Consider the following 12,543-nt stretch of genomic DNA (forward strand, 5'->3'; position numbering starts at 1 on the left):
AACAAGCTAATGGCGTTCATGCTTGTTGTTTTTCCGCTTGCTGTTCCTCCGGCGAAGATCAAGTTCTTTTTGTTTTCTATGCAGAGCCAGAGGTATGCCATTTCCTCCAAGCTGAAGGTTTTCCAGGCTATTAGATCTATTGGCGTCAGAGGAACGTCTCTGAACTTCCTGATTGTGAATGTTGAGCCGTGGTCGGTGACCTCTCTTCCCAATGTCATTTGAATTCTGCTTCCATCTGGCAAAGTCGCATCAAGCATCGGCTCGGCAATGCTTATATGCTTCCCGGACTGCTGCGCAAGCTTAATTATGAAGCTGTCGAGCTCATCTTCAGAAAAAACTATGTTCGTCTGCAGATTCTGATAATTCCTGTGATAAACAAATATCGGCTTCCCATACCCATTACAACTTATATCCTCAAGCAAACGATCCCTCATCAAAGGAGTAATCGGCCCGAATTCTATGAAGTCGCATTTTAAGTAGTAAAAAATCTTCTCCTTCGAAACCTCTGGAAGTTTGAACCCTATGTCCTTTAAGATTTTCTCGAAAACGTCTCTCAAATACCCAACTTTATCCTCGGTGTCGGAGGAAACGAAGTCGGGAATTAAATCTTCGATTACGTAGTATATCGATCTCTCATACTCGTTCAGAACGGGTGTTGAGACGTAATATAAATACTCCTCCTCTTTTGGATCAAATAAAATGAAAATTTTGGAGTAAGGCTCTTCTATCCAGTAATCCTCCACGACCTCATAACCTTCGGGAAAGTTTACATCTATGGGGATTTCGTCAACTTCCGGAAGCGCTTCTTTCTCCCTTTCGACCTTCTCCTTCCTTCGAAGCTTCAGTTTGAGCATCCAATTTTAACTTCGCAACTGCAACCTATTAAAACTTACTATTCTCATGGTAATTATCGTTTGCAAACATCATGACCTAAAAATTTAACGTTTAAATAAATTTTTACTTTAATTTACCGAAAAAATTAAGTACTTTCCAACATCACTATCACTATCGTGAAAAATGGAGGTGTGTTAATGAGGAAGGTGCTGATAGTTGACGATGATCTTGTTTTGCTTGAACTTTTGAAGATGATGCTTTCAAAGAACTATGAAGTCATAACCGCAACTAACGGAGAGGAGGCGGTTGAGCTGTACAAAAGGTATAAACCGGACATAGTCTTGATGGACATCCTCATGCCGAAAATGGACGGTATTACGGCGACGAAGATTATAAAGTCCATGGATCCCAACGCTATTGTGTTAGCTATTACCGCCTACGCTCCCCACAAAGGGGAGGAGATGCTTAAAGCTGGTGCTCTTGACATAATAGAGAAGCCGATAAAAAAGAAGGAGTTGATAGAAAAGATAGAGAAGTTTCTCTCCAATAAGGAAAAAGCTGTTACGTAAGATTTTCGAGCATTTCTTTTATGATTTTCGCGGTTTCAGCCGGATCAGCTCTCCCCCTCGTTGCTTTCATTACGTATCCGACTAAGAAATTCGCTGCTTGCTTTTTCCCGGACTTGTAGTCTTCAACAGCTTTGGGATTCTTTTCTATCGCTTCTTTACATAGCCTCACAATTTCGGATTTCGGAATGGCATAGAGCTTTTCTCTCTCAATTATTTTTTCCACGTCTCCTCCCTCGTCGAGTTTTTTCCTTATAACCTCCACGACTCCTTTTTCCGTTATTCTTTCCTCAAGGAAGAGTTTTAGAAGTTTTATGAACTCTTCTGGCTTGAAAATGTTGAAAGCTTCCCTGAAACTCATGCTTCTGTAGTTCAGCTCACCTCTAAAGACGTCGACGATCCAGCTTGCAGCAACCTTTGGATCAATTTCTTTAGCAACTATCTCAAAGTAATCAGCCATTTTAGGATCGAGGACGAGGATTTTTGCCTTTTCCAAGCTTATTCCGTATTCTTTCATAAGCCTTTCCCTTTTCTCTTCCGGCATCTCTGGAAGCTCTGCCTTAGCTATTTCGATAAATTCTGACGTATAGACGGGAACGAGATCTGGCTCTGGAAAGTATCTGTAGTCTTGCTCTTCCTCTTTGCTTCTGAGGGAAACTGTTATGTTGTTTGCATCATCGAAGTGTCTCGTCTCTCTTTCGACCTTCATTCCCCTCTTCAGCAAATTCTTTTGCCTCGTGATCTCGTAGGTAAGAGCTTTTTCTACCCCTTTGAAGCTTGAGATGTTCTTTATCTCCACCCTTCCTCCTCCGGCTATGCTTATGTTTGCGTCAACTCTCATCGCCCCCTCAAGCTCGCTGTCGAAAACGTCTAAGTACTCCAGAATAATCCTCAGCTTGTTGAGGAAAAGCCTCGCCTCTTTAGGGGAGCTAATCACAGGCTCGGTAACTATCTCAAGCAAGGGAGCTCCGCTTCTGTTGTAGTCTATCAGGCTGTATTTTGCTGTGGTTATGCTCCCCTTGTAAACGAGCTTGCCCGGGTCTTCTTCCATGTGTATTCTCTTGAGGTCTATTCTCTTCTCTCCGTTTTCAGTTTCTATCATTACGTATCCTCCTTTGGCGAGGGGCATGTCGTACTGGCTTATCTGGAAACCCTTGGGAAGATCGGGGTAGAAGTAGTTCTTTCTGTCGAATATCGTAACTGGCTGAATTTCCGCATTTAAAGCCAAGGCAACTTTTATTGCAGCCTTCACGGCTTCTTCATTCAAAACTGGCATAGCCCCCGGCAATCCGAGACAAACGGGGCAAACGTGAGTGTTTGGCTCATCCCTATGGTAATCGAGTGAGCATGAGCAAAAGAGCTTGGTCTTCAATTTATTCAGCTGAACATGCACTTCCAATCCAATCTTCACGTCCATGCTCAGAATTTTTTAGGCTTGAATAAAACTTTTTACCTTGACAGGTAGTATTTCATCTTTTCTATATCTTCCCTCAAACCGATCTCCACGAGCTTTCTGAGGAGCAGAATGTTAAGAACTAAAAGGACAGCATTGAAGGGGAAGTATATCAGAGCAAAGAAGTTCCAGATGGAGTGTAGAACTATTGCGGTCACTAAGAACGGAAGAACGGTATTGACTTTCTTCTCCGCCATTAACCCCAAGCCAACCGCTGAAACGGCGGTAAATGTGGCGTGGGCTATCGGAGTGAAAATTGCCCTCAGAAAAACAACGTTTTCACCGAAACTCAGACCGTAAATTATGTTCTCCGTTGTAGCGAATCCCAAACCCGCTGCAACTCCGTAAACGACTCCGTCCATCACTCCGTCCATCTGTTTTCTTTTGTAGGGGACATATGCAGCTAAAAGTTTTGAAGCCTCCTCAAAAATCGGTGCTATGAAAACCGGTGTGTAGGGAGAAAAAGCGAAGGGAAGGGAGAGAATTGTAGATATCAGCGGTGAAACCGTTGCACCTAACAAAAAGACGGCTAAAACGTAAATTTTCGGTTCAGGCTCTATCCTGTCTTTGTGGTAGAAGTACCAGAGGAGAAAGAAGGTCGGAGAAATTGAAAAAATAATGATTTCGATCATTCTATCTCGATCTTTTTAACTTCTCCCTTCTTTTCAACTTCGATTGCCTTCTCTATAGCGAAATCTACCAGCTCCTTAATTCCGAGGAGAAACTCTCTGTAAGCGTTCATGAAGTGTAACAATGCTTTTTCCGAAACGAAGTCCTTCGGTTCGGGTACTTTTATCTTAACTTCCTTCATGAAATTAGTTCCGACAAAGGAGGATAAAAAACTAACTGAAGTAGACTTTTAGTTCTCCCCCTTCAAGCTTTGCCTTGCTTACTTCCCTGTAAGCCAAGCTTTGGGGAAGGTAAATGTACCTCTTCCATTGACCGAGCAAAACGATCAGTTCGTCTCCTCTTTTTAAGAGCTTTAGTTCCTCCCTCTTGGCGAAGGGAACTTTCACAGCCAGAACCATGTAACCATCTTCGCTGTAAATTTTCATCGGTTGCTCTCTTGCGAAAATCTCTGTCGGATCCCTCCCTCCGTAAATTTCTCTGGCGAACTCTAATAGATCTTTTCCGACAACTTCTCTTTCTCTGTAGTAGGCTTTTAAAATAGGCAGGTTGAACTTTTCCCTTATCTCCTCCATGTACTTTTCCTGAATTCTTCTCCAGCTCCTTACGAATTCTTCGTCTTTTTCTGGGAATAGTTTGTTTACGATGACCGCATCGACTCTGTAGCCGAAGAGGTTTAAGTAAGTGAAAGCTCTCTCGCTCTCCTTTATAACCATTTTTTCTGGGTTCATAACGATTCTAATCGTCGTATTCTCACTTTCGAGGACGCTTTTAACTTTACCTATTTTTACGTAAAGCTCCTGCACCTTATCGAGAACGTTGTCATCTGGAAGAGGAACATCGATTATCGGCTCCGCTATCGGTCTTACTATCTTCAAAAGCTTCTTTTCTATACCAAAAAACCTGTTCATGTACCATTTTGCCATTTCCGGAACGCTTAAGAGCCTTAAAGTTTCTCCCGTTGGAGCGCAATCAAGAACGATTAAATCGAAATCTGAACTTTCGTGGAACTCTATGAGGTGCAGAAGGCTTGCAAGTTCATCAAATCCGGGAAATATGGCAAGCTCTTCGGCTAAAACATCATCTATTCCCTGGCTTTTGAAGAATAGCGATAAGTACTTTTTTATCGTATCCCAATGTTCTTCAAGTTCCTTCTGAACGTTTACCTCCATTCCGTAGAGCCTCTCCTCTATTTTCGTTGGTTTATGTCCTAACTCCACTTCGAAAGCATCAGAAAGGCTGTGGGCTGGATCGGAAGAAATCACAAGAGTTTTGTATCCAAGATCGCTTGCTAAGAACGCAGTAGCTGAAGCGATAGTAGTCTTCCCAACTCCTCCTTTTCCCGTAAAAAGAATTATCCTTGGCATTTACATCATCGAAACCGGTATTTCAAGGATTACCTTTCCGTCCTTCCAAACCGTCACGTTTCCACCGCTTTCAGAAACTACAACAGCTATAGCCTTAGTATTTTTAGTTATGGAAGCAGCAGCCAGGTGTCTTCCTCCAAGTCCGGATTTTATTTCCACGTCTCCTTCAACGTTCAGGTATCTTCCAGCCGCAACTATTACACCCTTCTCATCCACAATGAAAACCCCGTCTATTTGGGCGAACTCCTTTATCGTTTCCCAATTTTCCGGGTTCTTTATATCCCTCACACTTTCGTCATGTCCCTCGAATGGGTTGAGAACGATTTGCCTCGATCTCTTCAGAACTTCTTCCGTGTCCCCAACTATGAAAGCCGTTCCGATTTTCCTACCTTCCCTTCCTTCAGCTCCAATGGCTATTGCAAGGGCAATCACAGCTCTTAAAACTTCGGGATCGACGTATTTCGAACACTCTTTAAGTACTCTTTCAAACTTGCTTTCCGCATCAAGAACGATTATCCCCTTAAGCGTTCCAACACTCACGACAAGAACGCTCTTCCCGAACTCTCCAATTATCTGAAGGTAATTCGTGAGGAATTCGGAGATCCCGGGAGTGGCGAGAACTTTCTCAAAGAAGCCGGAAGAGTCTGCCATGGATATCGTGTTCTTCACAGCGTTAACGTACTTTTCCGGGGAGAGTACAACCTTAACTTCGTTATCGTCGATACTTTCCGGGTTAACGTATTCGTCGGTAAGTAAAACTATTCTCTTCGCCCCTACTGCTTTAGCGATTTCTTTAGCGTGCTTAATCAGCAATTCTATCATTAAAAAAATGTGTTGAAAGGAGGATTATATAGTTTTTTTCGAAGAGATGAAATTAAAGCTCGTCAAAAGTTATGATTTTAAGCTTCGTCGGGATTTTAACAACGCTACCCAACCTAACTCCAACGAGATAGCTTATGTTCTTCTTCGCAGCAATGTCCACCACTCTCTGCGTTATAACTCCGTCGAATATTATTCCGCTTGCTTTTATGTTGTTCGTCTTTAGCACTTTCACGAGATCTCTGACGGGTATTTCCTTCACGACGTTCATATCGCTGTCTATGAACCTCGCTAAGAGTTTGCCTTCGATTTCCTCCTTGTGCTTTCTAAGGGCTGCTATGAGGTCCAACTCTTCCTCTTTGTTCTCCTTCTCCTCCTTCTCAGCGGTTTCTTTCTCTTCGACTTTCTTCTCCATCTTCGATAGTATCTGCTCAACGGGAACTTTATTTCTTAGCGCTTTAATTATTTCCTTTTGCGTCAGATCTTCCACTCCTTTTCCTTCTGGAGCTCTCGCCACGTAGTCGATATCTGCTACTTGCAGCAATTCTTTGAGGATGAGATCTCCTCCACGATCTCCATCGAGAAAAGCCGTGACGGTTTTCTTTTTACTTAGCTCAACTATGGTTTTCGGAACGTTTGTTCCGTTGACCGCTATGACATTCTTTATTCCGTGCTTGAGTAAGTTAAGCACGTCGGCTCTTCCTTCAACGACTATTATGGCGTCGCTCTCATCTATAGCTGGACCGGCTGGCAATCTTTCTTCTCCGTACTCTATTATCTCCTCGCTTCTTACTGCTTGTCTAACAAGCTCTACTATTTTTTCGCTTTCGATTTCCGGCTCCTCAAACAGCTCTTTCAGGATTTCCTTAGCTCTCTCGATTATTTTCTTTCTCTTGCTCGCTCTTACGTCTTCTATCTTCTTGACTTTGATCTTAGCCGAACACGGACCTACTCTTTCGATAGTTTCCAAAGCGGCGGCAAGAATTGCTGTCTCTATCTTATCGAGGCTGCTGGGCACCTTTATCTCTCCGTAGCTTTTTCCCGACTTGCTCTCTATTTTTACTTCTATCCTCCCTATCCTTCCAGTTTTCTGAAGCTCTCTGAGATCCAGATCATCGCCGAGCAATCCTTCGGTTTGTCCGAATATTGCTCCGACAACGTCTGGGCGTTCAACAACTCCTTCCGCAACGATTTCTGCGTGAATGAGATACTTTGTTGTGTCGCTTGGAGCTTTCATTCTTTTCACCTCGCTCGCTCTGCAGCAAGAATAATTGAGTTAGCGAGTATATATACTTTTGTTGCGTAAAGTTAAAAAATGTTGAAGTTCTAATTAATTTTTGTGAAGGTAAAAGAGGAAGCGATTAGCGAAGTAGACGAGCTTTTAGCAGAGCTTATCGAAAGGGTTGCCGGGGAAATTGGGCTTGTTATATATTCTATGGGTTTGGAAGATGAGTTCACAGATGAGCAGATATCCAGCGAGTTGGGAGTCGAAATAAATGAGGTCAGAAAAGCCCTTTTTGCTCTATATGAAGTAGGTTTAGCCTCATACAGAAGGGTTAAAGACGACGACACTGGCTGGATCGAATACTTCTGGAAGCTGAACTACGAGAAAGAAAAGGAAGTTTTGCTGAGAGAACTTATGAAAACTAAGAGAAATCTTGAAGAAAAGTTAAAGGAGGAAGATCAGAATGTTTACTATCTCTGCAAGAATGGATGCATCAAAGTTAACTATGAAGAAGCGATGGAGTACAACTTCATGTGTCCGAAATGTGGAAGCATGTTGGAATATCTCGACAACACCAAAGCGGTTGAGGCTATAAAAAAGGAGCTTGAGCATTTGGAGAAGCTAATCAGATTAATCTCATAAGGTTTCTCGCGGCTATAACCAGCGGATCCCACACCGGAGATTTTGGCGGGTAAAAGGGGAGGTCTACGAAGAAGAAATCCTCGACTTTTGCGTTTTTATAGAGTAGCGAGGCTGCGGCATATATCCTTTTAGCCACACCCTTCCCTATCGCCTGAACTCCGAGAACTCTGCCGTTTCTTTCAGCCACCATCTTTACCGTCAGCTCTCCGTTGGGAATGTATTCTGCTGTGGCTCGTGAGGTTATCGTAACTGAGATCGCATCAAATCCGTGTTTTTTTGCTTCTTTTTCGCTTAAACCTGTTTTTCCTATTTCTAAATCTTTGAACGAGGTCATTTGACTTTTTAAAGCTCCCGGAAACTTCATTTGCTTTCCCGCTATGTTGCTTCCAGCTACGAACCCCATCTTGTTTGCCGGTGCAGCTAAAGGTATCCAGTCCGGTTTTTGGGTTATGACGTTCGTGATTTCAGCACAGTCTCCGGCTGCATAAACGTTTTCCACGTTCGTTCTGAGAAAAGAATCGGTTCTTATCGCTCCGCTCTCTCCAAGCTTTACTCCGAGCTTTTTCGCCAACTCTACGTTCGGTTTAACACCAATAGCGGAAATAACCATATCCGCTTCGTATTCGCTTTCTTTAGTTTCCACCACCAATTTCTCTCCCACTTCTCTAACCTCTTCTACAGCTTCTCCAGTTTTAACTTCCGCATACTTTTTCATTTCACTTAGCAGCAATTCGGAAACCTCGACATCGTGATCGGGGAGGGGATACTCTTTTTCGATAACAATAACCTTCTTTCCGAGATTCGTCAAAGCATCAACGACTTCGACTCCTATATACCCGCACCCGACTACCACGATTTTCTCGGACTTCTCGGCAATCGCTTTTATTCTGGGAGCATCCTCTATCGACCTAACGTAATGAACTTTTTTCGAACTCGAAATTTTTATCGGAGAAGCTCCGGTGGAAAAAAGGAGATAGTCCCATTCGTAGGTTTTGCTTCTTCCTTTTTCAACGTACTCAAGCATCCCGTATTCGACCTCCACAACCTCAGCGTTTAAGTGAACATTAATTTTTCTCTCCTCTCTAAAAAAATCTGCAGTATAGGCACAAAGCTCGTTAACATCTCCGACAATTCCCGAAACAAAAAAAGGAATTCCGCAGGGAGCGTGACTTACGAAGTTGCTTTTCTCAAAAACGTGAACGTCCATTTTCGGGTTAAGTCTCTTAATTCTTGACGCAGCGCTCATGCCGGCAGCTCCGCCACCGATTATGGCAACTTTCACACCCTCAGTATAATTTATTAACAATTTAAAGCTTTTGTTTTAACGATGATTGCCGGCTTTGGACCAGCTTTGGTGGATATAATAAATGTGATCGACAAATATCCCGAGAGGGGCGGACACGCAATTGTAAAAGAAAGTTTCAAGTTGCCGGGGGGAGCTGCAGCAAACGTCATTTTCGGACTTGCAAGCTTCGGCGTGAAGGCGAAATTCTTCTCTCCTATTGGTAAAGACGAAGAGGCGAAGATTTTCAAGGAAAGCATGGAGAGGGTTGGTGTAATTTTAAAGCTCTGGGAGGTTAATGGGAAAACAGGAGTGGTGGAAGTTTTCGTGGATAGTAGCGGGGAGAGGACGTTCTTCGTTCATCCAAATGCTTCAACTCATCTTGACGTCGAAATAGATGATGAGGAATTTTTTGATCTCGACTACGTTTACCTCGATCCTTATCCAAGCGAAAAGAGCCTCGATTTCCACACGAAAGTGGCTAAAAAGGCTAAGAAATTTAAGATAGAGGTGATTCTGAATCCCGGTTATCCCTACGCCTCCATGGGATTGAAGAAGTTGAAGGAGCTTTTGAAGTATGTCGATACTCTAATTCTTTCAGAGTCCGAACTCAAGCTGCTTGGAGAGAGAGTTTTTGATTACTGCCCGACCGTCGTTGTTACCTTGGGTAAGCGGGGAGCCGAAGCTTACTCGAACGGCGTTTGGTTCTTTGAGAAAGCTTTTGAAGTGACTCCGGTTGACACTACTGGGGCTGGAGATGCCTTTGCTTCCGGATTCATTTACGGGAGAATTCTTGGGCTTGATATTAAGAAGTGCTTGAAGCTCGGAAACTTCGTAGCTTCCTACAACATTCAACACTATGGAGCGAGGAGTTTTCCGCCGAAGAGGATCGTTGATGAATTCATAAGAGCAATTTCATAAGGGGATATTTCAGCTTTTTGTCGTATTCGAGTACAGCCTCAACTTCGTCGTCGTTTACCTTCACTTTCACTCTTGCAAAAATCATGTCTCCGTCGAGGGAAGTGTAGTTAAAGGATGAAAGCCTTTCTTTGAGCTTCTTCCTGTCTATCTTTACCTCGGCGTCAACTACATAAGGTTGCAGCTTCATACAACTTTCCATGGTTTTTTCGACAAGTTCGACATTTTCGAAACTCACAGGAATTCCGACGAATTGATGGAAGAGGGCTCCGAGTTTTATTCCAGCCTCGAAAGCGGCAACTTCTTTCATGCCAATTCTTCCGCAATCCTTAAAAATAAAGTTTCTGAATGTTTTTTGTGAAAATTCGTGGACTTTACGTTATAACATCCGCCGATTTCGGCTGGAGGCATGAGGATATAGCCGAGATGGCGTTAAAAGCTGGGGCGAGAATAATTCAGCTTAGAGAAAAGAAGATGCCAGCAAGAAAAATCTACGAAGTGGCGAGAAAAATCAGAAAGCTGTGTGACGAGTACGATGCTATCTTCATCGTCAACGATCGTTTGGATATAGCTATGCTGAGCGACGCTGATGGCGTTCACGTAGGAAAAGAGGATCCACCAGCGGATAAGATTAAAGAAATTTTTGACGGGATTGTCGGTGTTTCGGTTGACAATGCGGAAGAGGCTAAGGAGGCTGAGAAATACGCTGACTACGTTGGAGTTGGACCGGTGTTTGAAACTACTACTAAACCCGACTCTGGCGAAGTTATTGGATTGGAGGGATTAAAGGAGGTAAAAGAAGCGATAAAAATACCGGTCGTTGCGATTGGAGGGATAAATAAGGATAATGTTAGGGAGGTTATTAAAATAGCCGATGCCGTAGCTGTTGTTTCGGCAATAGCCTCTTCTAAGGACCCTTACAAGGCAACAAAGGAGCTTTTGGAAATAATAGCGAGCGAAAAGCGATTTTGAGTTCATACTTATTCGATTCGTATAAAATGTAAAAGCTTTAATATTTGGCTTGGCAAATTCAAATCATGGCGAAAGTTAGGATTGTTGATTTAACGCTCAGAGACGGTCATCAAAGCCTGCTTGCCACGAGGATGAGGACGAGAGACATGCTGCCGATTCTCGAAACTTTCGATTCAGCTGGAATTTACAGTTTCGAAGTTTGGGGAGGAGCAACTTTCGACGTTTGTCATAGATTTTTGAACGAAAACCCTTGGGAAAGATTGAGGGAGATAAGGAAAAGAGTGAAAAACACGATGCTTCAGATGCTCCTCAGAGGGCAGAACCTTGTTGGATACAGACATTATCCGGATGACGTTGTTGAGAAGTTCGTTAAAAAAACAATTGAAAATGGACTCGACATTTTCAGGATTTTCGATGCGCTTAACGACGTTAGAAATCTTGAAGCATCAATAAAGTTTGCGAAAAAGTACGATGCTTACCACGTTCAGGGAGCTATCTGCTACACGATCTCTCCAGTCCACACGATTGAGAAGTACGTGGAGATAGCGAAAGAACTCGCTTCTTTAGAAGTTGATTCCATTTGTATAAAAGACATGGCTGGTTTGCTATCTCCAAAAATGGCTTACGAGCTCGTGAAAGCTTTGAAAAAGGAAGTAGGCTTGCCGATAAACGTTCACTCCCATTACACAAGTGGTATGTCTTCGATGGCTTTGCTTAAAGCCGTTGAAGCTGGAGCTGAGATGGTGGACACTTGCATGTCTCCGCTCAGCATGGGAACGTCGCATCCGCCAACTGAAAGCTTGGTTTACGCTTTGAACGAGCTTGGTTACGATACCGGAGTTAACTTAGACGTTCTTCTTGAAGTTAGGGAGTACTTCATGAAGTTGAGAGAAAAATACTCTGGCTATCTCGACCCTCTTGCGACAATTCCTGATACGAGAGTCCTCGTTTACCAGATTCCGGGAGGTATGTTTAGCAATCTGATTGCGCAACTCAAAGAACAGAACGCTCTTGACAAGCTGGAAGAAGTTTTGAAAGAAGTGCCGAGAGTTAGAGAAGATTTAGGGTACGTGCCTTTAGTTACCCCTACCTCCCAGATAGTTGGAGTTCAGGCTGTGATAAACGTCCTCGTCGGAGAGAGGTATAAGGTTGTGACGAAGGAGACGAAGGATCTCGTCAAGGGAATGTACGGAAGAACTCCTGCTCCGATAAAAGAGGAGGTAAAGAGGAAGATTCTTGGTGACGAGGAGCCGATAACGGTCAGACCTGCGGATCTCCTTGAGCCGGAATTCGAGAAGAGGAAGAAAGAGCTTGAGGAAATGGGGTTGAAGGACCTCAGCGACGAAGATGTCTTAATTTACTGCCTCTTCCCGCAAACCGGATTGAAGTTCCTTAAAGGAGAGACGAAGGAGGAGCCGTTCCCGAGTCCAGCTGGTGAGGTGGCTGGAGAATTTGAGGTCGAAATCGAGGGAGTGAAGTACAAAGTCAGCGTAAATCCGGCGAAGTGACAAATTTTTTACAATTTATAATTTCGAAAGTGACCAAAATTCTTAAATAATAAACCCATCCAATTATTTTTGCCCTTGCCAGGGTGGCAGAGGGGCTATGCGGGGGACTGCAGATCCCCTGACCCCGGTTCGAATCCGGGCCCTGGCTCTTCTACTTTATGTCTAAATCTCTACTTTTATCGAAATTCACTTTGCTCTAAAAATGCTTGCAGCGATTTGATTTGGAATATCAGAAATAGCACTCAAAAGCTTGACGAATTGCTTGAGGAAAAATCACAACTGTAAGTGTTAGTTTTGAAAGTTTTTGAAAAATACAAATCAGATATTTAT

General features: G+C 43.3%; 14 protein-coding genes and 1 tRNA gene. 6 read left to right on the forward strand and 9 right to left on the reverse strand.

The window, feature by feature from the left end; translation table 11 throughout:
* The coding region (locus F7C14_RS08865) for a type II/IV secretion system ATPase subunit (RefSeq protein WP_290901989.1) at positions 1-854 on the reverse strand (854 nt) is incomplete at its 3' end.
* Between the two features lie 177 nt (positions 855-1,031).
* Between F7C14_RS08865 and F7C14_RS08870 the strand changes: the two genes are divergently transcribed.
* On the forward strand, positions 1,032-1,403 hold the full coding sequence (locus F7C14_RS08870) for a response regulator (protein ID WP_290901991.1): 372 nt from the start codon (positions 1,032-1,034) through the stop codon (positions 1,401-1,403).
* Here the strand turns inward: F7C14_RS08870 and gatB are convergent.
* Genes gatB through dnaG form a run of 6 tightly spaced genes read right to left on the reverse strand, consistent with a single transcriptional unit; the run spans position 1,396 to position 6,903 of the window.
* Positions 1,396-2,817: an Asp-tRNA(Asn)/Glu-tRNA(Gln) amidotransferase subunit GatB gene (gene gatB / locus F7C14_RS08875; RefSeq protein WP_290901993.1), complete on the reverse strand. Its 1,422-nt coding sequence runs from the start codon at positions 2,815-2,817 to the stop codon at positions 1,396-1,398. The two genes, F7C14_RS08870 and gatB, sit on opposite strands and share 8 nt — an antisense overlap.
* 32 nt (positions 2,818-2,849) lie before the next feature.
* Positions 2,850-3,485, reverse strand: a complete 636-nt coding sequence (locus tag F7C14_RS08880) for a PrsW family glutamic-type intramembrane protease (protein ID WP_290901995.1) — start codon at positions 3,483-3,485, stop codon at positions 2,850-2,852.
* Positions 3,482-3,664, reverse strand: a complete 183-nt coding sequence (locus F7C14_RS08885) for a hypothetical protein (RefSeq protein WP_290901998.1) — start codon at positions 3,662-3,664, stop codon at positions 3,482-3,484. Before F7C14_RS08885 ends, F7C14_RS08880 begins: the two co-directional genes overlap by 4 nt.
* 31 nt (positions 3,665-3,695) lie before the next feature.
* Entirely contained in the window at positions 3,696-4,847 is a 1,152-nt protein-coding gene (locus F7C14_RS08890) for an ArsA family ATPase (protein ID WP_290902000.1), read from the reverse strand.
* Positions 4,848-5,669, reverse strand: coding sequence for a diadenylate cyclase (locus F7C14_RS08895; protein ID WP_290902002.1), 822 nt, complete (start codon positions 5,667-5,669; stop codon positions 4,848-4,850).
* A gap of 52 nt (positions 5,670-5,721) precedes the next feature.
* Entirely contained in the window at positions 5,722-6,903 is a 1,182-nt protein-coding gene (gene dnaG, locus F7C14_RS08900) for a DNA primase DnaG (protein ID WP_290902004.1), read from the reverse strand.
* A gap of 102 nt (positions 6,904-7,005) precedes the next feature.
* On the opposite strand from dnaG, the gene tfe reads away from it, so the two are divergent.
* The gene (gene tfe / locus F7C14_RS08905) at positions 7,006-7,533 is read left to right on the forward strand and encodes a transcription factor E (protein WP_290902006.1); all 528 of its coding nucleotides are present in this window, start codon (positions 7,006-7,008) and stop codon (positions 7,531-7,533) included.
* Here tfe and F7C14_RS08910 read toward each other — a convergent pair.
* Positions 7,517-8,815 carry an FAD-dependent oxidoreductase gene (locus tag F7C14_RS08910; RefSeq protein WP_290902008.1) on the reverse strand — a complete coding sequence of 433 codons (1,299 nt, stop codon included), beginning with the start codon at positions 8,813-8,815 and terminating at the stop codon, positions 7,517-7,519. The two genes, tfe and F7C14_RS08910, sit on opposite strands and share 17 nt — an antisense overlap.
* 45 nt (positions 8,816-8,860) lie before the next feature.
* Between F7C14_RS08910 and F7C14_RS08915 the strand changes: the two genes are divergently transcribed.
* Positions 8,861-9,736, forward strand: coding sequence for a carbohydrate kinase family protein (locus F7C14_RS08915; RefSeq protein ID WP_290902010.1), 876 nt, complete (start codon positions 8,861-8,863; stop codon positions 9,734-9,736).
* Here the strand turns inward: F7C14_RS08915 and F7C14_RS08920 are convergent.
* Positions 9,717-10,043: a dihydroneopterin aldolase family protein gene (locus F7C14_RS08920; protein WP_290902012.1), complete on the reverse strand. Its 327-nt coding sequence runs from the start codon at positions 10,041-10,043 to the stop codon at positions 9,717-9,719. The genes F7C14_RS08915 and F7C14_RS08920 overlap by 20 nt on opposite strands.
* A gap of 38 nt (positions 10,044-10,081) precedes the next feature.
* Between F7C14_RS08920 and thiE the strand changes: the two genes are divergently transcribed.
* The 3 genes from thiE (at position 10,082) to F7C14_RS08935 (ending at position 12,361) form a co-directional block, all read left to right on the forward strand.
* Positions 10,082-10,705, forward strand: a complete 624-nt coding sequence (thiE, locus tag F7C14_RS08925; protein ID WP_290902015.1) for a thiamine phosphate synthase — start codon at positions 10,082-10,084, stop codon at positions 10,703-10,705.
* A gap of 65 nt (positions 10,706-10,770) precedes the next feature.
* A complete protein-coding gene (locus F7C14_RS08930; RefSeq protein ID WP_290902017.1) occupies positions 10,771-12,213 on the forward strand; it encodes a pyruvate carboxylase subunit B in 1,443 nt (480 codons plus the stop codon).
* A gap of 77 nt (positions 12,214-12,290) precedes the next feature.
* A tRNA-Cys gene (locus tag F7C14_RS08935) sits at positions 12,291-12,361 on the forward strand.
* The last annotated feature ends 182 nt before the right edge of the window (positions 12,362-12,543 follow it).

Source organism: Ferroglobus sp. (assembly GCF_015521575.1).
Taxonomy (GTDB): Archaea; Halobacteriota; Archaeoglobi; order Archaeoglobales; family Archaeoglobaceae; genus Ferroglobus.